General features: G+C 58.3%; 19 protein-coding genes and 1 tRNA gene. 12 read left to right on the top strand and 8 right to left on the bottom strand.

The genetic code is table 11. The features are described from left to right. The first annotated feature begins 3 nt into the window (after positions 1–3). The 4 genes from murJ (at position 4) to trxA (ending at position 4,715) form a co-directional block, all read left to right on the top strand. Positions 4–1,668 (top strand): murein biosynthesis integral membrane protein MurJ, encoded by a 1,665-nt coding sequence (gene murJ, locus AB8C10_RS08140; RefSeq protein WP_368867439.1) that lies wholly within the window; start codon positions 4–6, stop codon positions 1,666–1,668. 197 nt (positions 1,669–1,865) lie between these two features. Then, positions 1,866–3,056, top strand: coding sequence for a serine/threonine protein kinase (locus tag AB8C10_RS08135; RefSeq protein WP_368867438.1), 1,191 nt, complete (start codon positions 1,866–1,868; stop codon positions 3,054–3,056). Between the two features lie 244 nt (positions 3,057–3,300). Beyond that, on the top strand, positions 3,301–4,335 hold the full coding sequence (trxB, locus tag AB8C10_RS08130) for a thioredoxin-disulfide reductase (RefSeq protein ID WP_311448642.1): 1,035 nt from the start codon (positions 3,301–3,303) through the stop codon (positions 4,333–4,335). 53 nt (positions 4,336–4,388) lie between these two features. Then, positions 4,389–4,715: a thioredoxin gene (gene trxA, locus AB8C10_RS08125; RefSeq protein WP_070832511.1), complete on the top strand. Its 327-nt coding sequence runs from the start codon at positions 4,389–4,391 to the stop codon at positions 4,713–4,715. A gap of 123 nt (positions 4,716–4,838) precedes the next feature. Here the strand turns inward: trxA and AB8C10_RS08120 are convergent, their stop codons facing one another. The 8 genes from AB8C10_RS08120 to rpmH form a co-directional block, all read right to left on the bottom strand. After that, complete coding sequence (locus AB8C10_RS08120; protein WP_368867437.1) at positions 4,839–6,137, bottom strand: ParB/RepB/Spo0J family partition protein; 1,299 nt, start codon at positions 6,135–6,137, stop codon at positions 4,839–4,841. Positions 6,138–6,373: 236 nt separating this feature from the next. Continuing rightward, entirely contained in the window at positions 6,374–7,216 is an 843-nt protein-coding gene (locus AB8C10_RS08115) for a ParA family protein (protein WP_049349949.1), read from the bottom strand. A gap of 457 nt (positions 7,217–7,673) precedes the next feature. Beyond that, positions 7,674–8,315 carry a 16S rRNA (guanine(527)-N(7))-methyltransferase RsmG gene (gene rsmG / locus AB8C10_RS08110; protein ID WP_080976690.1) on the bottom strand — a complete coding sequence of 214 codons (642 nt, stop codon included), beginning with the start codon at positions 8,313–8,315 and terminating at the stop codon, positions 7,674–7,676. A 1-nt stretch (position 8,316) separates the two neighbouring features. After that, entirely contained in the window at positions 8,317–8,883 is a 567-nt protein-coding gene (locus tag AB8C10_RS08105) for a Jag family protein (protein ID WP_049349950.1), read from the bottom strand. Positions 8,884–8,994: 111 nt separating this feature from the next. Then, a complete protein-coding gene (gene yidC, locus AB8C10_RS08100) occupies positions 8,995–9,984 on the bottom strand; it encodes a membrane protein insertase YidC (protein ID WP_368867436.1) in 990 nt (329 codons plus the stop codon). Between the two features lie 51 nt (positions 9,985–10,035). Further along, on the bottom strand, positions 10,036–10,509 hold the full coding sequence (yidD, locus tag AB8C10_RS08095) for a membrane protein insertion efficiency factor YidD (RefSeq protein ID WP_368867435.1): 474 nt from the start codon (positions 10,507–10,509) through the stop codon (positions 10,036–10,038). Continuing rightward, on the bottom strand, positions 10,506–10,871 hold the full coding sequence (gene rnpA, locus AB8C10_RS08090; RefSeq protein ID WP_368867434.1) for a ribonuclease P protein component: 366 nt from the start codon (positions 10,869–10,871) through the stop codon (positions 10,506–10,508). The genes yidD and rnpA overlap by 4 nt, the downstream gene beginning before the upstream one ends. Positions 10,872–10,997: 126 nt before the next feature. After that, entirely contained in the window at positions 10,998–11,135 is a 138-nt protein-coding gene (rpmH, locus tag AB8C10_RS08085) for a 50S ribosomal protein L34 (RefSeq protein ID WP_005504094.1), read from the bottom strand. A gap of 569 nt (positions 11,136–11,704) precedes the next feature. Here rpmH and dnaA point away from each other — a divergent pair. From dnaA to AB8C10_RS08045, 8 genes are all read left to right on the top strand, one after another. Further along, the gene (gene dnaA / locus AB8C10_RS08080; protein ID WP_368867433.1) at positions 11,705–13,402 is read left to right on the top strand and encodes a chromosomal replication initiator protein DnaA; all 1,698 of its coding nucleotides are present in this window, start codon (positions 11,705–11,707) and stop codon (positions 13,400–13,402) included. Between the two features lie 801 nt (positions 13,403–14,203). Continuing rightward, positions 14,204–15,328 (top strand): DNA polymerase III subunit beta, encoded by a 1,125-nt coding sequence (gene dnaN, locus AB8C10_RS08075; protein ID WP_368867432.1) that lies wholly within the window; start codon positions 14,204–14,206, stop codon positions 15,326–15,328. Positions 15,329–15,441: 113 nt separating this feature from the next. Next, positions 15,442–16,695: a DNA replication/repair protein RecF gene (recF, locus tag AB8C10_RS08070; RefSeq protein WP_368867431.1), complete on the top strand. Its 1,254-nt coding sequence runs from the start codon at positions 15,442–15,444 to the stop codon at positions 16,693–16,695. Then, positions 16,688–17,383: a DUF721 domain-containing protein gene (locus AB8C10_RS08065; RefSeq protein WP_368867430.1), complete on the top strand. Its 696-nt coding sequence runs from the start codon at positions 16,688–16,690 to the stop codon at positions 17,381–17,383. The genes recF and AB8C10_RS08065 overlap by 8 nt, the downstream gene beginning before the upstream one ends. A gap of 415 nt (positions 17,384–17,798) precedes the next feature. Beyond that, on the top strand, positions 17,799–19,835 hold the full coding sequence (gyrB, locus tag AB8C10_RS08060) for a DNA topoisomerase (ATP-hydrolyzing) subunit B (RefSeq protein ID WP_368867429.1): 2,037 nt from the start codon (positions 17,799–17,801) through the stop codon (positions 19,833–19,835). 79 nt (positions 19,836–19,914) lie between these two features. Further along, positions 19,915–22,545, top strand: a complete 2,631-nt coding sequence (gyrA, locus tag AB8C10_RS08055; RefSeq protein ID WP_368867428.1) for a DNA gyrase subunit A — start codon at positions 19,915–19,917, stop codon at positions 22,543–22,545. Then, positions 22,545–23,141 carry a DUF3566 domain-containing protein gene (locus tag AB8C10_RS08050; protein WP_005508012.1) on the top strand — a complete coding sequence of 199 codons (597 nt, stop codon included), beginning with the start codon at positions 22,545–22,547 and terminating at the stop codon, positions 23,139–23,141. The genes gyrA and AB8C10_RS08050 overlap by 1 nt, the downstream gene beginning before the upstream one ends. Positions 23,142–23,339: 198 nt before the next feature. Further along, positions 23,340–23,413, top strand: a tRNA-Ile gene (locus AB8C10_RS08045). The last annotated feature ends 142 nt before the right edge of the window (positions 23,414–23,555 follow it).

The raw sequence follows: 23,555 nt of genomic DNA, 5'->3' as shown, positions 1-23,555 counted from the left end.
TACGTGGCACGTAACGACGCCCGCTCAAGCGCAATCATGGCAGCAGGCACCCTCGTCTCGCGCATCCTCGGATTCGTCAAGACCATCCTGCTCACCGTAGCCATCGGCTCACTCTCAACCGTCGGCGACGTCTTCGAAACCGCCAACACCCTACCCAACCTCATCTACGTGCTTGTTGCAGGCGGCGTTTTTAATGCGGTCCTCGTACCCCAAATCATCAAGGCAGCCAAAGCACAAGACGGCGGCGCACGATACATCTCCAAACTCGTCACCCTCACCGTCACCGCAATCGGCCTCATCACCATCATCACCGTCGCCTGCGCCTGGCCCATCATCAGCATCATGGGCTCAGGATGGAGCCCCGAACAACGACAGCTCGGCTTCATCTTCTCCCTCTGGTGCCTGCCCCAAATCTTCTTCTACGGCCTCTACACCGTCATCGGACAGGTCCTCAACGCCAAAGACGCATTCGGCGCCTACATGTGGTCGCCCGTACTCAACAACGTCATCACCATCCTGTCGCTGATCCTGTTCATCTTCCTCTTCGGCGCACAAACCCCCAACCCCAACCCGATTCACACCGTAGACAACTGGACCAACGCACAAACCCTCGTGCTCGCAGGCTCCTCCACCTTCGGCGTCATCATGCAGGCACTCGTCCTGTTTATCCCCCTACGCAAGCTCGGCCTGCGCCTCAAGCCCGACTTCGCATGGCGAGGCATCGGCCTGCGCGCAGCCTCCAAGCTCGCCGCCTGGACCCTCGCCTCTGGCATCATCTCCAACCTCGCATTCCTCTATATGACCAAGGTCGCCGCAGGCATCGTCGGTCAGCGCGAACACTACGCTGCCCTCGGCATCCAAATCCCCGGCCTGCAGGCACTCAACTACGCCTCCATGCTGTACATGCTCCCGCACGGCGTCATCGGCATCTCCATCGCCACCGTGCTCTTCAACCGTATGAGCGCCTCCGCCATCGCCGACGACAGCGACAGCGTCATCTACGCACTCTCCCACGGCCTACGCAACGCAGCCGTAGCCACCGTCTTCTGCATGGTCGCACTCATGGTACTTGCAGGCCCCGTCGCCGTACTCTTCAGCGGCGGCGACCCCATCGCAGCAACCATCATCGCCAAGCTCATCGTCATCACCGCGCTCGGCACCCCCACCCTCACCATCAACTACCTCTACAGCCGCGTACTCTACGCCCGCGAAGACGCACGCACCCCCTTCCGCATCCAGGTGTACTCCGCCATCATCATGGTCATCATGAGCTTCGCAGCGTCCCTGCTCGACGCACAGTACACCGTGTACATGCTCGCCTTCATCTACCCGGTGCACAACATCCTGATCCTGTTCATCAGCCACCACATGGTCCGCCGCCGCCTCGGCTACTACGGCCAGCGCGGCATCGTCAGCACCTACGCCCGCACCATCCTCGCGTCCCTCTTCGCCGGCGGCATCGCAGCCATCGCACTCTGGCTGCTCGGCGGCTACCAGCTCGACGGATTCGCCTGGGCATCCAAGCTCACCGCAATCATCACCCTCGCAGTATGCGGCACCGTCATGGGCCTCGCATACCTCGCCGGCGTGCAGATCTTCCGCGTCAAGGAAGCCAACGCACTACTGGCGCCCCTCACCTCCAAACTTGAGCGTTTTGCCCGCCGCTAAAGCAGCACACAACGCACAAACCGGGTAGCTGCCGCCTGCGCCTTCTACACCCCACACCGGGGCCCGCAGAAGGTACAGGCAACCACCCGGACGCCACAAACTATCACTCAGCCCCAGCATCCTTCAATGCCGGGTAGAATCTAATAGTCAGGGCCCGCCACACGGCAGGCACTATGAAACCACCTCGGGAGAACACGTTGTCGCAACAGATTCCGGTCGGATCGGTCCTCGGAGGCCGCTACGAGATCACCGCACACATCATCATTACGGCAGAATCCGACATGGTGCTTGAAGGCACCGACCAGATTCTCAACCGTAAGGTCTCGGTCGTCGTCGCATCGCCCAGCCGCAGCGCACTGCTGGAAGCAAACTCCCGCGCGCTCGCAACCAACGCACGCGGCAACATCCAGATTCTCGACCTGGGCATCACCCCCGAAGGTAGCCGCTACCTCGTCACCTCCCACACCCGCCCCGACACCCTGCTGGACACCCTGCTGGTCGAAAACCACGCACTCTCCAACGCAGAAGACGCACTGGGCACCGAAATCTTCGGCGACTCCGAAAGCGGCAGCTCCCCCAACACCTACGAGAAGGTCTCCTCCTCCACCGCCAACCAGGAGAGCATCACCGCCGCCAAGAACTGGAACGCATCCGACGGCGCAGCAGTGACCGCATACTCCGAACCCACCAGCATCTACGAAGATGACGAAGACGAAGAAGACGGCAGCCGCGGCACCTGGGCAGTCGCCCTGGCAGCAGTCCTGCTGCTCGTCATCGTCGCAGGCGGTATCCTCACCTCCCTGGGCGCAATCGGCTCCAACCAGGCAGCAGGCCCCCACACCCCCAAGTCTTCTATCTCGGCATCCGAATCGGCTGCGGCAAGCGCTAGCGCATCGGCATCCCCGACTGCTAAGGCATCGAACGCGCCGGCTAAGATTGCGTCCGTGGCTCGCTTCGCACCCTCGGACCCCACGTTCATGAACGACATGGACACCCTCATCCCCAACCTGACCGACGGTAACGCCAACACCGCATGGATCAGCTACGGCTTCGGCACCGCCAACTACGCCGGCACCATCAAGGAATTCGGCCTGGCACTGAAGCTGCAGACCCCCACCGTCGTCTCCAAGCTGACCATCCAGCAGACCACCGGCACCGGCGGCTCCTTCACCGTCTACACCAACAGCTCCGCATCGCTGAGCGGCGCAGTTGAGGTCGGCAAGGGCACCTTCGAAGGTAAGGACGCGGTCGTCACCCTGGACACCTCCAAGCAGAGCGCAGAAAAGGGCGCCTACGTGATTATCGTGGTCAACGAGCTGCCCCGCCTCTCCCTGCCCATTGGAAACTGGAGTTACGGTCTGCGCATCAACGAAATCAAGGTGGACTAATCACCCCATAACGCGACGCCGGCAGGACGCTCGCACCCCAGACACAAGGGCGGGGCTTCTGAACTTACTGAGTTCGGAAGCCCCGCCCTTTTGATGTCCATTTATGACTCTTTATGGCAGGGTTACTACCCGAAGATTCACAGTGGGCGGAGTATCTGGATAAGGGTCCCCCAAGATGGAATAATCGAGGGTAAAGCCCTGTTATAGGGGCATAACGAAAGACCTACAACGAAAGACATATCTGATGACTGAGAATCTGGGAGGCCTCTTCGGAGGCGCCGCCCTGGGCAACCTGAACCTCGCATCCGCACCCGCCACCGAGGCGGCACCGGCAGCCGAGGTTGAGGCCGACGCAACCGTCCACAACGTCATTATTGTGGGCTCCGGCCCCGCCGGCTACACCGCAGCAATCTACGCGGCGCGCGCCGAGCTGAAGCCCGTCCTCTTCGCCAGCTCCCTGGCACCCGGCGGCTCCCTCATGAACACCACCGAGGTCGAGAACTTCCCCGGATTCATTCAGGGCATTCAGGGCCCCGAACTGATGGAGAACATCGGCCAGCAGGCTGAGCGCTTCGGCACGGACATCCGCTACCAGGACGTGGAAAAGGTCGAGCTCACCGGCGACGTGAAGAAGGTCTACACCGCTGACGGTGCCGTTCACCTGGCAAAGACCGTCATCATGACCACCGGTTCCCAGGTGCGTAAGCTCAACATTGAGGGCGAGGACCGACTCTCCGGTTACGGCGTTTCCTGGTGCGCAACCTGCGATGGCTTCTTCTTCAAGGACAAGGAAATTGCAGTGGTCGGCGGCGGCGACTCCGCACTGGAGGAGGCACTGTTCCTGACGACCTTCGCATCCAAGGTATACCTGGTGCACCGCCGCGACTCTTTCCGCGCCTCTGAAATCATGCAGACCCGCGCGTTCAACAACCCGAAGATTGAGGTTGTCTGGGATTCGGCTGTTACCGCCGTTCACGGCGAGAGCAACCTCGAGTCGATCACCCTGACCAACACCAAGGACGGCTCCGAGCGCCAGCTGGCTGTCCAGGGCCTGTTCATCGCTATTGGCTCCGATCCTCGCGTGGAGCTGGTGCGCGATCAGCTGGAGATTACCGAGAACCACACCATCGCGGTTCAAGGTCGTTCCTCGAAGACTTCCGTTCCCGGCGTTTTCGCTGCCGGTGACGTGATTGACCCGACCTACCGCCAGGCAATTATCGCTGCCGGTTCCGGTGCTGTTGCCGCTCTGGACGCGCAGCACTACCTCGAAAACCTCTAAACTATTCGTATTACTCGCTGGGGAATCCGCCCCGTGTCAGAAAGGAGCACTCCGTGAGCAGTGCACAGCAGGCAACTGACGCCACCTTCGACGAACTGGTTCTGAAGAACGACAAGCCCGTTATCGTAGATTTCTGGGCTGAATGGTGCGGCCCCTGCCGCATGGTTGGTCCCGTGATTGACGAGATTGCTGGCGAGTACGCCGGTCAGGTCGATGTGATCAAGGTGGATGTTGAGGCAAATGGCGATACCGCCATGAAGTACGGCATTACCTCCATTCCCGCTATCTACCTTTTCAAGGGTGGCGAGGTCGTCAAGAAGACCGTAGGCGCCAAGACCAAGTCCGCTCTGCTGGCTGAGTTCTCCGAGCACCTGGGCTAATCTTTCGAGAGGCTATAGAAAACCCTCGGTGATGTTTCACGTGAAACATCACCGAGGGTTTTCTATATATTCAACTGAATTCAGTTGCGAAATATTGTTTAACCTGAAATTCTAACCCGGGTTCTAGCCAGAGAAATCAGAATCCAGAACACGGATAATGCGATTCAAATCCTCGACATTCGCAAACTCGATGGTCATCTTACCCTTGCGGGCACCCAGCGAAATTTTCACCGAGGTATCGAGCTTATCCGCGAAAGCCTCCGCAATATAGTCCAGGCGCTCACGGTGCTTCTGAGGCTGAGGAGCCTTACGCTCCTTCACCTCTGCAGCGCCGGATGCGTGGTTCACCAGCTCCTCGGTTGCACGAACTGACAGACCCTCATTCACAATCTTCTGCGCGAGAGTCTCGATCTGAGCCTGGTCAGTCAGAGCCAGCAGGGCGCGCGCGTGACCGGCGGAGAGGATACCCGCCGCAACGCGACGCTGCACCAGAGCCGGCAGCTTCAGCAGACGAATCGTGTTCGAAATCTGGGGGCGGGAACGACCGATGCGCTTAGCCAACTGCTCCTGAGTAGTATCGAACTCCTCCATGAGCTGCTGGTATGCCGCCGCCTCTTCAATGGGGTTCAGCTGGCTGCGGTGCAGGTTCTCCAGCAGGGCGTCACGGAGCAGGTCGCCATCTTCAGTCTCGCGCACAATCGCGGGGATGGTGGTCAGACCAGCCGCCTGGGTTGCACGCCAGCGGCGCTCACCCATAACCAGCTCATACTTTTCGGCGCCGTTTTCGCGCGAGGGACGCACAACGATCGGCTGCAGAACGCCAATCTCACGCACCGAGTGGATGAGCTCCTCCATGTCCTGCTCATCAAAATCGGTTCGGGGCTGCTTACGGTTCGGGTGGATATCGCGAACATTCAACTCGGCAAACTGGGCACCGGGAACCGGAACCAGGCCGTTCTGTTCTTCAGATGCAGACTGCGGGGTGGAGACATCTTCACCAAAGAAAAAGTCCACCGGGCGACGGGTCAAGGTGGTGTTGCGAAGCGCCGCACCCATGTCCACACGGGACTTCTTCTTCGATGTTTCACGTGAAACATCCTGCGAGGAGGCGGGGGCTTCCGCCTTCTTCTCTACCTTCTCGGCGGGAGCAGGCTTTTCCTGAGCGGGTGCAGGGTTAGCAGGCTTAGCTTCTACAGCCTCGGTCTTAGTGCTCTTGCGGTGCTTCTCCGGCTTAGCCTCGTGAGCCATTTCGAAGAGGCCGTCAGTCATCGGCTCTTCAATCGGAGCAGAGACCTTCTTGGGTGCAGTCTTTACTGCAGCAGTATTTTCGGATGCCTTCGCCTCAGCATTACCAGAATTCTTCGTACTCTGAGGGATCAGTGCCCCCAGGCCACGACCCAAGCCGCGTCGCTTTTCAGCCATCGTTACTCCTTAGGACTCCCGGACGAGCCCGCTCATTTTTTCTTCTTCATCTAGTGTAAACGAAATAAGCACCCGAAAGCAGGAGTGAAAACCATGCGGTACGCAATCCGCACTATTTTCAAAAATTAATGCGATGAGGCTGTTTTTGAGGATTTTACCCAGAAAATACCGCATAAAATGAGCCCTTTTTGAATCATCGAAAGACAATTCAAAAGGGCTCATTCAAAAGATTTAGATTATGCAGATCGGCGTGAGAGTTCCTGTGCCGCCTCGCGGTAGGCGCGAGCACCGGTCGACGACGAGTCGTAGGTGATGACGGTCTGCTGGTAGCTGGGGGCCTCAGAGATGCGCACCGAGCGAGGAATCTTCACACTCAGAGTCTCCTCTGGGAAGTGCTCACGCACCTCCTCCGCCACCTGGAACGCCAGGTTCGTACGGGCATCGTACATGGTCAGCAGAATCGTGCTGATGCGCAGCTTAGAGTTCAGGTGCTTCTGAATCATCTGAATATTCTTCAGTAGCTGACTCAGGCCTTCCAGGGCGTAGTACTCGCACTGAATCGGGATTAGAATCTCTTCCGCCGCGACGAAGGCGTTGACGGTCAGCAGGCCGAGGCTCGGCGGGCAGTCGATGAAAACGTAATCCAGGCGTTCCATGCCCTGCTTCTCGCGCCACTCGGTGTAGTCCATCAGCGCGTTCTTGAGGCGGGTCTCGCGTGCCACCAGGGAGACCAGTTCAATCTCCGCACCCGCAAGGTCGATATTAGCGGGGGCGCAGAACAGGCCAGGCATGTCGGGGCATTCCTGAACGATTTCAGAAAGCGGCTTATCTTCAATCAGGACATTGTAGACACTGGGGACGTCCACGCCGTGCTCAATGCCCAGTGCGGTCGAGGCGTTACCCTGCGGATCGTTATCGATGACCAGGACGTTGAGCCCAGCCTCCGCGAGCGCAGCGGCAAGGTTCACGGCAGTACTGGTTTTACCCACTCCACCCTTCTGGTTCGACACGGTGAAGACACGCGTATGCACAGGCTTGGGGAGCAAATCTGCAACAGATTTCTGAGCTTGAGGAGTCATCGAGTGCCTTCCATAATCCGGGTGGTGTGTCTACGGTGATGCTTCTTCTGGTGCCTCGCTTGGCGTGATGTTCTGAAATGTTCACGTGCGAGGAGGATCTACTCCCACACTCCCCTACCGTCGCCCATTCTCCATATGTTTCACGTGAAACATACTTCCCGAGGTGATGGCGCCTGCAATGTTTCACGTGAAACATTGCCTCCGCATCAGAAGCTTTGAAGGGCGTAAGCTCCACGAATAAGCTACTGGGCAATGGTGCAGAAGAGTCTATGGTTTCAACCCTCCCTTAAGGGTACCCGGCATGAGGTCAATACTCCACGCGAGAGGTCATTCTATGTACTCTACGGATGCAATTACTGTGCGCATCCGGCAAGCCGGCGCACAAAAAATGGGCGGTACCGCGTAAGCCAGCCTATTCACTAGCTCATTGCGGTACCGCCCATTCAGGACGAAACCTTTAGAGGCGAACTCGAACCACCGTCGTCGGCTCTTCCAGCAGATCGCCGCCGGCGGTGAGAATCTCGGTCTCACGCGCACCGTAACGGTTCAGCTTCTTCTTCGCCTTAGTAATCTCCTCCGCGGCGCTACGACCCTTCAGAGCCAGCAGCTCACCGGTGCCGCGCAGAATCGGCAGAGTGATGTCCAGCAGACCCACCAGGGCGGACACAGCACGCGCAGTCACCACATCGGCCTCCACAGCGCCCACAGCCTGCTCAGCACGCGAGCGCAACACCGTCACGTTCTCCAGCCCCAAATCTTCAACAACCTCGTTCAGCCAAATCACGCGGCGCTCCAGAGGCTCAATCAGGGTCAGCTTCAAATCCGGGCGGGCAATCGCCAGGCACAGACCGGGCAGGCCGGCGCCAGAGCCAACATCAGCCACCGACGCATTCGGCGCGATGTACTCCTGCACCACGGCGCAGTTCAGCACGTGGCGAGCCCACAGGCGCGGCACCTCACGCGGGCCAATCAGACCGCGCTCAATACCGGTCGTCGCCAGGTGCTGCACGTAGCGCTCCGCCAAAGGCAGACGCTCACCGAACACAGCCTCCGCTGCGGCGCGCTCACTCTCGTTGAGAGTAACCATCAAAGTCTCCATACTAGGCTCCTACCTCGGGAAGAGAAATCACCACGTGACGGCGGGGGCCCTCGCCCTCAGACTCGCTGTACAAGCCAGCAGCAGCCACCACATCGTGCACGACCTTACGCTCGTACGGGCTCAGCGGCTTCATGTGCTCATCGCGACCGGTAGTGCGCACCTTCTCAATCGCGTCAGCAGCAATTTTCTCCAGCTGCTCACGACGCTCAGCACGGTAACCAGCGATGTCCAGAATCAGGCGGGAACGGGTGCCGTTACCAGCCAAGACGGAGAGGCGCACCAGCTCCTGCAGGGCCTCCAGAACCTCGCCGTGGCGACCAACCAGGTGGCGCAGTTCCTCATTGTCATCATCGTCATTGACGACCGACAGGTAGATGCGGTTATTGCGCACCTCAATATCAATGTCGCCGTCCATATCGACAATATCGAGGAGCTCCTCGAGGTAATCAGCGGCAATATCGCCTTCCTCGTCGATGTCCTCAAAATCGTCTTCTTCGCCCTCAAGGGGCTCCTCTACCAGCTGCTCCTCAACGAGCTGCTCGTCCTCATATTCCATAGCTTCAGTCACAATAATCCTCGGGGTGTTCGGAGGGGTGTCCTAGGGGTAAAAAGTATCTCATACACGGCGCCGGGCCCGCGCCACACGTGGCGAGAACCCGGCCCGAATCACGGAAGAAAACTACTTCTTTCCGTTCTGCTTATTGCGCTGCTGCTTCTGGCGCTTCTTGCTGACCGGCTGCTGACGCTGACCCGCAGCGGCACGCTCACGAGCCTCCTGCAGATCCTTCTCGTGCTGCTCACGGGTCTTACCAATCGGAGGCAGGCCCTTCGCCGCACGGCGAGCGTTCAGCTCACGCTCCGCCTGAGAACCGGGGGTCGGGTTATTGCGGATAACCCACCACTGCTGACCCAGCGACCACAGGTTCGACACGGTCCAGTAGTACATAACACCCAGCGGGAAGTTAATACCGGAAACAGCGAAGATGATCGGGAAGATGTACATGATCATCTGCTGCTGACGGAACATCGGAGAGTTCAGAGCCGCCTCCGACATGTTCTTCACACTCAGCTGCTTCTGAATGTAGAACTGGGTCGCACTCATCAGAACAATCATGATGACCGCCTGAACAACGGTCGCGGTGGTGTCACCGGCACCCGGGTGCAGCATGGTCGCGAACAGCTGAGCACCGAAAATCTGGGAGTCGTTGAACTGGTGCACCAGATCAGCCGGTAGCATGAGCACGCTCTCATTGCTCTGCGCCGCGGTGGGAACGCCCATCAGCACCTGGTACAGACCGAAGAAGATCGGCATCTGAGCCAGAATCGGCAGGCAGGACGCGAAGGGGTTCGTACCGTGCTTACGGTACATTTCCATCTGCTCCTGAGCCATAGCCTGGCGGGAGAGCTGGTCCTTCTTGCCCTTGTACTTCTCCTGCAGCTTCGCCATATCGCCCTGCATCGCGGTCATGCCGCGCATAGCCTTAATCTGCTTGACGAACAGCGGGATGGTCAGGGTACGCATCACCAGAGTCAGGAAGATAATGCACAGAACCCAGGTCATACCGGACGCCGGATCCATGCCCAGCGAAGTGAAAAGAGTGTGGAACAGCCACAGGACCACGGAGACGATCCATTTAAACGGCCAAAGAATCAAATCAAAAATATTCACGCGGGAATACTCCTTAAGGACTCGGCTAAGTCATTGTGTGGGAGGCGCCGCCTACTCAGGGCGGGCGTCACCACCGGTGTGAGGGGTGTAAAGATGGGGGTGGTTGAGCAGAATAATTTTCGGTTCTGCTCCGGGAGCGAAAGTACGCTTCCCCTCCGGGACTGGGTCGATACCTCCGGTCGCCCAGGGAACACACCGCAGAATACGGCGCACCGTCAGGGAAAGCCCACCCATCGCACCGTGGGTGGTCAGCGCCTCCAGGGCGTAGGCTGAGCAGGTCGGGTAGTAGCGGCAGACATCCCCGTAGAGGGGGGAGACGACCTTGCGGTAGGCCTTCATGCATGCAATCAGCAGGTTCTGCGGCAGAACGCAGAGTGCCTGCAGGAAAGTTTCAGGCCTCACGAATTCGTTAGGTGCTAGTGCCAGCAGCTCGTCGGGGCCCAGAGTCTCGGCAGATGCGCTATAGGTGCCGCTGTGATGCGCGTGGAAGCGTTCTTCGCAGCGCTCATGCTGGGGACGACTCACGGCTTCTCCTTGCTCTGAGTCAGGTCGAGCTTAGCGAAAGCGGCCTCGAGCGCCGATTCGTAGTCGCGACGCAGCTGATCCCAGCTAGCGCTCGCGGAGGCGGGAAGCGCTCGCACAGCAATGGCGTAGCCTTCCGGATGCGCGGCGCAGGTGAACGCGGCAAGTTCACGCAACCGGCGCTTGACCAGATTGCGTGTGACTGCGTTGCCCACCGCCTTCGACACAATGAAACCTACCTGGGTTGTTTTTCCAGGATTTTTCGCCGTAGATACAACGATGTTCCGACGTCCTGTACGGATGCCGGAACGGAAGGCGTGGGAGAATTCTGCGCTGGTGCGCATACGGTGCCGTTGAGGCAGCACGTGTTCCCCTTTACGTAGTGTGGGAGATTCGGCTCATGTGGTGAGCTGACCTCCGCGTGTATTTCACGCTTAATGATAGTTCGCCCGCCGATGCGTGTGCATCGGCGGGCGAACTATATGCCGTGATTAGGCCGAGAGCTTTGCGCGGCCCTTACCGCGGCGGCTCGACAGAATCGCGCGGCCTGCACGGGTACGCATACGCAGACGGAAGCCGTGCTTCTTGGCGCGACGGCGGTTGTTCGGCTGGAAAGTACGCTTGCTCATACTTTGTCTCCTTGATTTTTGCGGTTCGTGCCCTCACGGGTATCGGAACCGTACGCTTCTTGGTGCACGGAGGTACCGCGACTATTCGCAGTAGGCGGTGCACACACAACAGCACAACTTTAGAAGAGTGGAGGGCGTAAATCAAGTTCTTAACGCTTTTTTCCGCGTGATTCCGGGCTCGTTTGTGGTGTGGAGGCGGTGATTGCGGCGGGTGTACAGGCTGTGGAGACGCTACGTGCTCACGGGGCGTAAACCTGGGGATATTTGCGGCGGTACGGTATCCACCACGGTGCATATCCCACCCATACCTCCTACTATCAGCGAGTTATCCACACCCTTGAGCTTTTGGAGTTTTCCGCTAAATATCAGGGAAGAAGACCTGTTATACACTTAAATCCACCGCTTATCCACTTCTGTAATTACAGGTTTTCCACTGTGTGGAAAACTCTTGTGGATAACTTTCTCCCCCTGTGTATTAAGCGGGTAGAATCTTAATGACCTCGCGGTGGTTTCCGGCATGATTTCTTTACTGCACCACCGCTTCACATCGAGTGAAAGTAAAGAATTCCATGACCGACTCCCTTCAGGCGCGCTGGGCGCATCTGCTCTCCATTCTTGCCGCCGATCCGGCGGTGACGGCACGTCAGCGCGGTTTCGTGAATCTTGCGCAGCCTCAGGGATTGATGGGTTCTTCTCGCCTGATCATTGAGGTTCCGAATAAGCTCACCCGTGCGGTCTTTGAGGAGCAGATTAGTGCTTCGTTCCGTGCGGCTCTGCACGAGGCGTTTGGCCCGTCGACTACCGCGCTTTTTGATGTGAATGAGTCGATGATTCCGGTTGAACCTGCAAGTCAGGACGTTTTCCATGGTGAGCGTGAGGTTCCTGTCGAGCACCAGCCCGCCCCTTCGGTAGCGGCGGCTTCTGTGCATCCTGAGGCGCCCGCCGGTTCGCGCGCTTTTGAGTACTACACTGAGCCGCATCCGGGCCCTGACCACTACGAGGTACCCGCTGATGAGCAGGTCACCCGCCCCTCCCTGCAGGCTTTGGAGGCGGAGCGTGCCGGATTCCCCTCCGCGCAGCAGTCGACTGCTCCTGTTGCGGGTGCGCCGGCGCCTCGCGAGTACCCGGCACCCACTTTCGTTCCGGACGCCCCGGCGGTACCGGAGGCTCAGCAGGTGCATCCGCATGAAGACCCGGAAAACGCGCCGACTTGGGATAGCTCGGCCCGACTGAACCCGAACTATACCTTCGACACCTTCGTGATTGGTCAGTCCAACCGCTTTGCGCACGCAAGCGCTTTCGCGGTGGCGGAGCAGCCCGGTATTGTCTACAACCCGCTGTTCATCTACGGCGGTTCGGGTCTGGGTAAGACCCACCTGCTGCACGCGATCGGCCACTACACCAAGTATCTGTACCCGAATTTGCGGGTGCGCTACGTGAATTCTGAGGAGTTCACGAATGACTTCATTAACTCGATTCGTGACGATGAGGGTTCGTCGTTCAAGCAGATTTACCGCAATGTTGACGTTCTTCTGATTGACGATATCCAGTTTTTGGCGGGTAAAGAGGCGACGATGGAGGAGTTCTTCCATACGTTTAACGCCCTGTACAACCACCAGAAGCAGATCGTGATTACCTCTGATTTGCCGCCGAAGCAGTTGACCGGTTTCGCTGAGCGTATGCGTTCGCGTTTCGGCTCGGGCCTGAATGTGGATGTGCAGCCTCCGGAGCTGGAGACTCGTATCGCGATTCTGCGGAAGAAGGCTCAGAACGAGATTTTGCCGGTGCGCGATGATGTCATGGAGTACATTGCTTCCCATGTCACGGCCAATATTCGCGAGTTGGAGGGCGCTCTGATTCGTGCGAGCGCTGCCGCCTCGATGAAGAAGCCGCCGGAGCCCATTACCCTGGCTGAGGCTGAGACCTATCTGAAGGATTTGCTCTCTGATACCGGTGGTGCGGAGATTACGTCGGCGCTGGTTTTGGCGACGGTGGCGAAGTATTTTGATGTGTCCATTGAGGATATGCAGTCGAAGTCTCGCACCCGTACGCTCACGAATGCGCGTCAGGTGGCGATGTATCTTCTGCGTGAGCTGACCGAGATGTCCCTGCCGCGTATTGGTAACGATTTGGGCGGCCGCGACCATACGACGGTGATGCACGCGGTGCGTAAGGTGAGCGCACAGATGGCGGAGCGTCAAACGATTTTCAATCAGGTGACTGAGCTGACGAATTTGATTCGCCAGGAGCAGCGCGCCGCCGGCTAGATGTGCTTTTATTCCTGTCCCGTAGCTTATTTTGTGCCTCGACTAGGTGTTTTATAGGCTTCGGGGCAGGGGCTTCACGCTGGATCCAAGATTTTAGCGACTCTGAAAGCTAGATTTTTGGGGTGTGGATAAGCTGTGCTTTAACTCATGCGTTCGTGTGGATGTTAAGTGCATGAATATTCAAAAGGTGTGGAATTGAGGAAATGTATAAATATCCATACACAATGCATCCTCAGCATTGAGTGGTTTCTTCCACTTAATGTCCACAGGCTACTTCCGTGTCATTGCAGGCAAGGAAGGGGTTTTCCACCGTTTCCACAAGCGTTAACAATACTACTGTACTTAAAGAAAAAATCCTCCCCATAACAAGTAGTTCTGCTCGACCAACCGAGCTGGTTCAGATTTTTCTGTGTGCCCCTACTGAAAATGTAGATTTTCGCGGATTTGGATCGATAGCTGCACGCTATCTCTGGGGTTGGATGTGAGGGTTGGGTTTGAAGAAGAAACCAACACCGAACCATCACCTAATTCGAACCTGTTTTCGACTGGATTTGATGCACCTTCCGCCTATCTTTGTAATTACAAAAATACAGCAGCCCTACATGCCTCATCTCACCCGATTTTTCGCTGCAGGAGCGACCTCTGTGTCTCTGTGTAATTACAAAATCCGGTAGGATGGATAGACGCGCGCGCGGGAAGATGTACTGCGCACCAGAGCACGCGATATTTCCGGCTCTTTCGCCCATAAGCTTTACGTGCGCCCCAAAATGACTCTCCAATTCCGTGAAAGGCGCCTTCTCGATGAAATTCACCGTTGAACGCGATGTCCTTGCCGAAGCAGTCGGCTGGACGGCACGCTCACTTCCGCTGCGTCCCACCTCCCCCGTACTCAACGGTCTGCTGATTACCGCCTCCGCAGGTGAGGTCAGCATCGCAAGCTTCGATCACGAGACCAGCGCCCGCCAGGTCATCGCAGCTGACGTTGAATCAGAAGGCATTTGCCTGGTTCCCGGCAAGATTCTGGCTGAAATTTGCCGCTCCCTGCCGAACGCACCTGTCGAGTTCACCGCAGATGAGTCCGTGATTCGTATTCACTGCCGTTCCGCTAACTTCCAGCTGGCTGGCATGCCGGTCGTGGATTACCCCGAGCTTCCCGAACTGCCCGAAATTTCCGGTACCGTGGACGGCGCCGAATTCGCTGAGGCCGTCAAGCAGGTTCAGATTGCGGTGTCCAAGGACGAGACCCTGCCGCTGCTGACCGGTATCCGCGTGGAAATCAACGGTGACACCATGACCCTGCTCGCCACCGACCGCTACCGCCTGGCTATGCGCGAGATCAAGTGGAACCCGGTCAACCCCGAGGTTCAGGCGGCTGTGCTGCTGAAGGCTAAGACCGTCTCTGAGGTGGGTAGCACCCTCTCCGGTTCCGGTGAGCTGTCTATTGCTCTGCCCGCCGCAGGTGAGCTGATTGGCTTCGCCGCTGGCACCCGTCGCACCACCAGCGTTCTGATGGACGGCGACTACCCCAACATCCGTGCCCTGTTCCCCGACCAGACCCCGATTCACGCGGTGGTTCGCACCTCCGACTTGGCTGAGGCAGCTCGCCGTATCTCCCTCGTGGCGGAACGTAACACTCCCCTGCGCCTGAAGTTCACCCAGGGTTCGGTCGCTATTGACGCCGGCCGCGGTGATGAGGCTCAGGCTTCCGAGACCCTACAGGCGCACCTGTCCGGTGAAGACATCACTGTTGCGTACAACCCCGCATACCTGTCGGATGGTTTGAAGGTGTTCGGTACCGAGTTCGTGCGTTTCTCCTTCACCGATGCGCCGAAGCCCGCCGTGATTTCCGGTCAGGACGAGCCGCTGGCTGAGGACGACCGCAACTACCGTTACCTGCTGATGCCGGTTCGTCTGCCCTCGAACTAGTAGCTAGCCGCCCCGCGCGCCTCCCAAGGTTCTACCCAAGGAAGCCCGCGGGGCTGTGCTTTCTGCCCGCCCGTACCCACCCCCAACCGAACCGCACGAAAGGAGCCGCACCGGTGTATATTGACCATATTTCGTTGTTGGATTACCGTACCTACGCCCTGCTGAGCCTGCCTCTTTCGGCGGGAGTTACGGTGTTTCTGGGCTCTAATGGTGTGGGGAAAACCAATATTGTTGAGGCAATCGACTATGCGGCGTCGCTCTCTTCGCACCGTGTGAGCCATGACGGGCCGCTGGTTCGAGCGGGTGCTTCGCGCGCCTATATTCGCACCCGTACGGTGCGCGGTTCGCAGCAGACAGTGACCGAGTTTGAGATTGCTCCGGGGCAGAGTAATCGGGTGCGCATTAATCGTGCCGCGCCAGTGCGCGCCAAGGAGGCGCTGGGCATTGCCCGCACGGTGCTGTTTTCCCCGGAGGATCTGCAACTGGTGAAGGGGGATCCCGCCGGTCGTCGTCGTTTTGTGGATGATTTGGCCAGCTCTTTGCGTCCGGTGGTCTCCGGGTACCGTAGCGAGTATGAGCGGATTTTGCGGCAACGTAATTCGTTGTTGAAATCCATGCAGCGTAAGGCGCGGGACGAGAACGCTTTGAGTACCCTGTCGGTCTGGGATGAGCAACTGTCGACCCTGGGCGCTCAGCTGCTTTCTGCGCGTTTCCGTCTGTTGCAGCGCTTTTTGCCGCAGCTTCGCCGCGCCTACGCGGGGCTGACGGACGGCTCTAAAGAGGTCGGTTTCAACTATGAGTCGACTGTTTTTTCGAGCATGGGTGAACGCTCTATCGAGCATGCGGCGCTGATGCGCATTGAGGACCTCAAGGAGGCTTTGATGCGCGGTTTTGCGGAGCGTCGGCGCGATGAGATTGAGCGCGGCGTGACCCTGGTGGGTCCGCATCGTGAGGATATTACCCTGCTGCTCGGTGGTATGCCGGTGAAGCATTTTGCCTCGCACGGCGAGAGCTGGTCTTTTGCGCTGGCGCTGAAACTGGCGTCCTGGTTTGTGCATGTTGAGGATGATTCCTCGGCGGGTTCTTCGCCGATTCTGATTCTTGATGATGTGTTTGCGGAGCTTGATTCTGCGCGCCGCCACCGCCTGGGTGCGATGGTTGCCGACGCGGAGCAGGTACTGATTACCTGTGCGGTGCTCAGCGATATTCCGGAGGAGCTGGGCGACTACCGCCTGGTGTCGGTGACGGCGGGGCACGCCGAGTATGTGCAGCCTGCCGCTGGTCCTGCCACCGACTCTGTCACTGACTCTGCGGGGCAGTCGAACTCGACCGTTTCTGCACTCGCGGAGGGTGACGGCAATGAGTAACCCCGTCCGCCCTCAAAACCATGTTTCACGTGAAACATTCGGTGAATTCGCGGAACCGCAGTTTGCGGAGCCTCAAAACCCGTACGAGGTTGACGGCGTGGGTGAGTTCTACCGTGACGAGGTGGACGCCCCCTCCGCCCTACTGACCCGTATGCGAGTGGCGGCTCAAGAACGCGGCGAGGCGCCCCTGAATGCCTTCTCTGCGAATAAAATCATGCGCGATTTTGGTGCGGTCATGTCTGGAACCGCCTCGAAGAAGAAATCCCGGCGAGCGCAGGGGTGGGACCCTCGAATCATGGGTGGCTATAGCGGCCCAGGAGAGAGCTCTCGCGACCCCAAACCCCTCGGTGGCATCGTCAGTGCCCTGATTCGTTCTCGCGGCTGGAAAGAGCCCGTGGCAGTCTCTAGCGTGCTGGCTCGCTGGGCTGAGCTCGTGGGCCCTGAAATTGCGGCGCACACCCGCCCCATCAGCTTCGAAAACTCCATTGTTGAAGTCCAGTGCGACTCTACCGCCTGGACGACTCAGCTGCGCCTGATGCACGGACACCTCATCGAACTTTTCCGCCGTGAACTGGGTGATGGTGTCGTGGCTCAGGTTCGCGTGCTGGGTCCGAACAACGGACGCTGGAATCAGCGAGGCTATCGGCGTGCCACCGGCATGCGCGGTGTGCGCGACACCTATGGGTAGCCTTCTGAGTGCCTCTGGTGCTCGTTCACCTTCTGATTGAACGGTGTTAGGTCAAAATAAGCCTTTTTCTGCACGGTATGAAAGCTATAGAAGCGCCGGCAACCCCCACGAGGCTGTGAACTGTACCCCCTACCTCAAGAGGGGGTTGAACCACTCTAAACCGCCTTTGCGGGCTTTTGAGCGGGTGATAGCCCTCAAAAAGCTCAATAAATGACGCCCGTAGATGGTTTTATGCTCTCTTGCTCGGTAAAATAAAAGAGACAATGCGTAAAGTGTGCCCACCTATGGGCACCACCGGCAACGCGGGTTGTGCAGGCACTTTCTTGTGCCCCCTGTGAGGCGTTCTAGGCTCCGTTCTTGGCTGCCCGCAACTTTTCTTCGCCGGTTGCATCATCTACTCAAGGAGTTCTGCCTCGTGGCATCTGAACAGAATGCATCTGAACAGCAGCATGAATACGGTGCATCCGATATTACCGTGCTGGAAGGTCTGGAAGCGGTTCGCAAGCGCCCCGGCATGTACATTGGCTCGACCACTGAGCGCGGTCTGCACCACCTGGTCTACGAGGTCGTAGATAACTCGGTCGACGAAGCGCTCGCCGGTTACGCCTCCAAGATTGACGTGACCATTCAGGCTGATGGCGGTGTTCGCGTAGAGGACGACGGCCGCGGTATTCCCGTGGATGAGCACCCCACCGAGCACAAGTCCACTGTTGAGGTCGTTATGACCGTGTTGCACGCTGGCGGTAAGTTTGGCGGCGGCGGCTACTCCGTTTCCGGTGGTCTGCACGGCGTGGGTATCTCCGTGGTGAACGCGCTGTCTACCCGCGTGATTACCGAGGTGCACCGCCAGGGCTACGCATGGCATATTTCCTTCTCCAACGGTGGCGTGCCGGATGGTCCCCTGCGCAAGGGTGAGCCGTCCGATAAGACCGGCACTATCCAGACTTTCTACCCGGACCCCGAGATTTTCGAGACCGTCGAGTTCGACTTTGAGACTCTGCGCGCCCGTTTCCAGCAGATGGCGTTCCTGAACAAGGGCCTGACCATCACCCTGACCGATGAGCGCGAGAAGTTCGTCGGTGACGAGGTTGCTGAAGAGAGCGAGAAGAAGGAAAACATCCTCAACCGCGTGCACGCGAACGCTGAGGGTTTCACGACCGTCACCTACCGTTACGACAACGGCCTGTTCGACTACGTGCACTTCCTCAACGCTGGCGCGAAGACCATTGTGAACGAGGAGATCGTCTCCTTCGAGTCCGAAGATACCGACCGCAACATGAGCCTGGAAGTGGCAATGCAGTGGACCGGTGCGTACAAGGAGTCCGTCTACTCGTACGCGAACACGATTAACACCCACGAGGGTGGTACCCACGAAGAGGGTTTCCGCGCCGCTCTGACCTCCCTGGTGAACCGTTACGCGCGTGAGAACAAGCTGCTACGCGATAAGGACGATAACCTCACCGGTGAAGACGTGCGTGAGGGCCTGACCGCGGTCATTTCGATTAAGATTTCTGAGCCGCAGTTCGAAGGCCAGACCAAGACCAAACTGGGCAACTCGGAGGCGAAGTCCTTCACCCAGCGTGAGGTGAACGATCACCTCAGCGACTGGTTCGGCCGTAACCCCGCGGTGGCGAAGGACATTGTTCGCCGCGCAATCACCGCCGCTCAGGCGCGTATTGCAGCCCGTAAGGCTCGTGAGACCACCCGCCGTAAGGGCCTGCTGGAGACCAGCTCCATGCCTGGTAAGCTCAAGGACTGCTCCTCGAAGGATCCGTCGATCTCTGAGATTTACCTGGTGGAGGGTGACTCTGCGGGCGGTTCGGCGGTGCAGGGTCGTGACCCGAATACTCAGGCTATTCTGCCGCTGCGCGGTAAGATCCTGAACGTTGAGCGTGCTCGCCTGGACCGTGCTCTCTCCAATGCCGAGATTCAGGCGATGATTACCGCCTTCGGTACCGGCATTGGTGACGACTTCGATATTGAGAAGGCACGCTACCACAAGATTGTTCTGATGGCGGATGCGGATGTCGACGGCCAGCACATTACGACCCTGCTGCTGACCCTGCTCTTCCGCTTCATGCGTCCGCTGATTGAGGCTGGTTACGTGTACCTGGCTCAGCCGCCGCTGTACCGCATCAAGTGGTCGAACGCTCCGCACGATTATGTGTACTCGGACGCTGAGCGTGATGAGGCTCTGGCTCGTGGTGCGGCGAAGAACCTGCGTCTGCCCAAGGAGAACGGCATTCAGCGCTACAAGGGTCTGGGCGAGATGGACTACACCGAGCTGTGGGACACCACCATGGACCCGGCTCGTCGTACCCTGCTTCAGGTGAAGATGGAGGATGCGGCAGCGGCTGACCAGATCTTCTCTGTTCTGATGGGTGAGGACGTTGAGGCTCGTCGTGAGTTTATCCAGCAGAACGCAAAGGACATTCGATTCCTCGATATCTAGCACGAAACGGCATATACCCTATGGGGAATATGCCAAGTGAGCTATATAGCCGAGCGAGTCATTGAGGAATGAGAAAGTAATGAGCGAAGAACAGCAGAATAAATCCACTGAGGTTGACGTAGTCAGCAACGGTGGCGCTGAAAATGTAGACCACCACGGTCACATTGAACAGGTGGACCTGCAGACTGAGATGCAGCGTTCCTACCTGGACTACGCAATGGCGGTTATTATTGGCCGCGCCCTGCCGGATGTGCGTGACGGCCTCAAGCCCGTGCACCGCCGCGTGATCTACGCGATGTACGACGGTGGCTACCGCCCGGATCGCGCCTTCAACAAGTGCGCCCGCGTGGTCGGCGACGTGATGGGTCAGTTCCACCCCCACGGTGATAGCGCTATCTACGGCACTCTGGTGCGTCTGATTCAGAGCTGGATTATGCGTTACCCGCTGGCGCTGGGTCAGGGTAACTTCGGTTCTCCCGGTAACGACGGTGCCGCAGCACCTCGATACACCGAGACCAAGATGGCACCCATCGCCTTGGAGATGGTGCGCGACATCAACGAGGACACCGTTGATTTCCAGCCGAACTACGACGGCAAGTCCCTGGAGCCGACCGTTCTGCCCGCGCGCATCCCGAATCTGCTGGTCAACGGTTCTTCGGGTATTGCTGTGGGTATGGCGACCAATATTCCGCCGCACAACCTGCGTGAGGTTGCTGAGGGTGTGGAGTGGTTCCTGAAGAACCCGCACGCTACCAATGAGGAGCTGCTGAACGCTCTGATGGCTCGCATTACGGGCCCGGACTTCCCGACCGGTGCGCAGATTCTGGGCACCAAGGGCATCGAGGATGCGTACCGCACCGGCCGTGGTTCGATTACCATGCGTGCCGTGGTCAACGTCGAAGAAATCCACGGACGCACCTGCCTGGTCGTCACCGAGCTGCCCTACCAGGCAAACCCGGATAACCTGGCCATCAAGATTGCCGAGCTCATCAAGGACGGCAAGGTCACCGGTATCGCCGACCTGCGCGACGAGACTTCGGGTCGTACCGGTCAGCGCCTGGTGATTGTGCTCAAGCGTGATGCTTCCCCGAAGGTTGTGCTGAACAACCTGTACAAGCACACCCAGCTGCAGGAGAACTTCTCCGCGAACATGCTGGCCATCGTGGACGGCGTGCCCCGCACCCTGTCCCTGGACGCTTTCGTGCGCCACTGGGTCAACCACCAGCTGGATGTTATCGTCCGCCGTACCCGCTACCGTCTGCGCCAGGCGGAGGAAGAGGCGCACATCCTGCGCGGCCTGCTCAAGGCCCTGGATGCTCTGGATGAGGTTATTGCCCTGATTCGCCGCTCCCCCACCGCTGATGAGGCGCGTAGCGGCCTGATGGAGTTCCTGCAGATTGATGAGGCTCAGGCTCAGGCAATTCTGAATATGCAGCTGCGTCGTCTGGCTGCTCTGGAGCGTCAGAAGATTCAGGATCGCCACGATGAGCTGATGCGCATGATTGCTGAGTACAACGCGATTATTGCTTCGGAGACTCGCCAGCGCGAGATTATCTCTGAGGAGCTGGGCGAGATTGTGAACCGCTACGGCGATGAGCGTCGCACCCAGATTATGTACGGCTACAACGGCGACATGTCGATGGAAGACCTCATCCCCGAGGAGGAGGTCGTGGTGACGATTACTCGCGGCGGCTACATTAAGCGCACCCGCAGTGATCAGTACCGTAGCCAGCACCGCGGCGGTAAGGGCATTAAGGGTGCCTCCCTGCGCGGCGATGACGTGGTGGAGCACTTCTTTGTGACGACCACGCACAGCTGGATTCTGTTCTTCACGAACCTGGGCCGCGTGTACCGTGCGAAGGGTTACGAGCTGCAGGAAGCTGGCCGCGATGCGAAGGGTCAGCATATTGCGAACCTGCTGGAGTTCCAGGGCGGTGAGCATATTGCTCAGGTCATGGAGCTGAAGAGCTACAAGGATGCTGAGTACCTGGTGCTTGCTACTCGCGGCGGTATGGTGAAGAAGAGCCGCCTGAGCGATTACGATACGAACCGTACTGCCGGCCTGATTGCGATTAACCTGCGTGAGGGCGATGAGGTTGTTTCGGCGTTCACTGTCTCGGCGAAGGACGATATTCTGCTGGTGTCGCGTAACGGTATGTCGTTGCGCTTCCACGCTGATGATGCGTCGCTGCGCCCGATGGGCCGTTCGACCTCGGGTGTGACCGGTATGAAGTTCCGTGACGGCGATGAGCTGATTTCTGCGAACGTGGTTACTGAGGGCTCCTTCGTCTTCGTGGTCACTGAGGGTGGTTACGCGAAGCGTACGAGCGTGGATGAGTACCGCGTGCAGGGCCGTAACGGTTTCGGTATTAAGGTTGCTAAGCTAGTTGAGGATCGTGGCGCCCTGGTGGGTGGCCTCATTGTGGACGAAGAGGACGAGGTGCTGGTGGTTATGGCCAGCGGCAAGGTCGTTCGTTCGAACGTGAATGAGGTTCCTGCGAAGGGACGCGATACTATGGGTGTTATCTTTGCAAAGCCCGGTAAGGGCGATTCTATTATTGGTGTTGCACGCAACCAGGATCGTCAGCTGGATGATAGCGACGATGAAACCACTGAGAACACCGAGGCTTCGGAGTCTTCTGAGGCGCCCGGTTCGGACAACGAGGGTGAAGCGGCGGCTGCCGATCTCACCGCTACTGGAGGTAACTAATGAGCAGCACTCCCGCGAGCTCCTCTCCTGCGTCGGCACAGCGTTCGGCGTCGGCTGGTGCATCTAAGTCTTCGGGTGCGGCTAAGGCTGGCGCGCGTCGCCCGGCTCAGGCACGTTCGGGCCAGGCCCGTCCTGGCGGTACCGCTAAGCGTCCTGCCGGTAAGCGCCCTGTGAATGCTAAGCGTCCTACTGGTTCGCGCCGTCAGCTGGTGCGTCCGGCGCCGCGTTCGAAGATTCGTCGTGCGCGTCTGGTGGTTCAGAAGGTTGATACGTGGTCGGTGGCTAAGCTGATCTTCCTGCTGTCTATTGCCCTGGGTATTGTGACCGTCGTGGCGTCGGTGATTCTGTGGCTGTTCCTGCAGGCTTCTGGCGCGTTTACCGGTGTGAACCAGCTGATTAGCTCTCTGGGTACCGGTTCGACCACTGTGGATATTTCGCAGATGATTTCGCTGGGTCAGGTTGCTTTGGTGACTACTATTTTTGCTGTGGTCAACACTGTGGTCTTTACTCTGCTGGGTATGATTGGCGCGATTCTGTACAACCTGGCTGCGAAGCTGGTTGGTGGCGTGACCTTGACTCTGAGCGATGAGTCCTAGTTTGTAGCTTTTTGAGCTTGTGTGCGGGCGGTGCCCCTCTGGATGGAGGTGGTGCCGCCCGTTTTGCATGCCCCGCTCTGTATGCTCGGGAACCCCCAATATTAAAGTGTGATACAGAACATGCTTTTTCGATTTGGTGTTACCTTCAAACACCTGTATAGTTATATCTCGTTCTACGGAAGAAATTCCGCAGAGGGAGGGCGTATAGCTCAGACGGTTAGAGCGCTTCGCTGATAACGAAGAGGTCCCAAGTTCGATTCTTGGTACGCCCACTCCACACTATGAAAGGCAATAATGAAGAAATTATTGATTCTTGCTGTTCTTTCGTGTGTTACTGTGATGGTTCTGAAAAAGTACCAGAGCAATGAGGTCGTGAAGGCTTGGAAAAATAACTAAACAGTGGTTTCCGCTGAG

Source organism: Rothia mucilaginosa, from assembly GCF_964210535.1.
GTDB lineage: Bacteria > Actinomycetota > Actinomycetes > Actinomycetales > Micrococcaceae > Rothia > Rothia mucilaginosa_F.
This window is presented reverse-complemented; position numbering and strand designations above follow the sequence as displayed.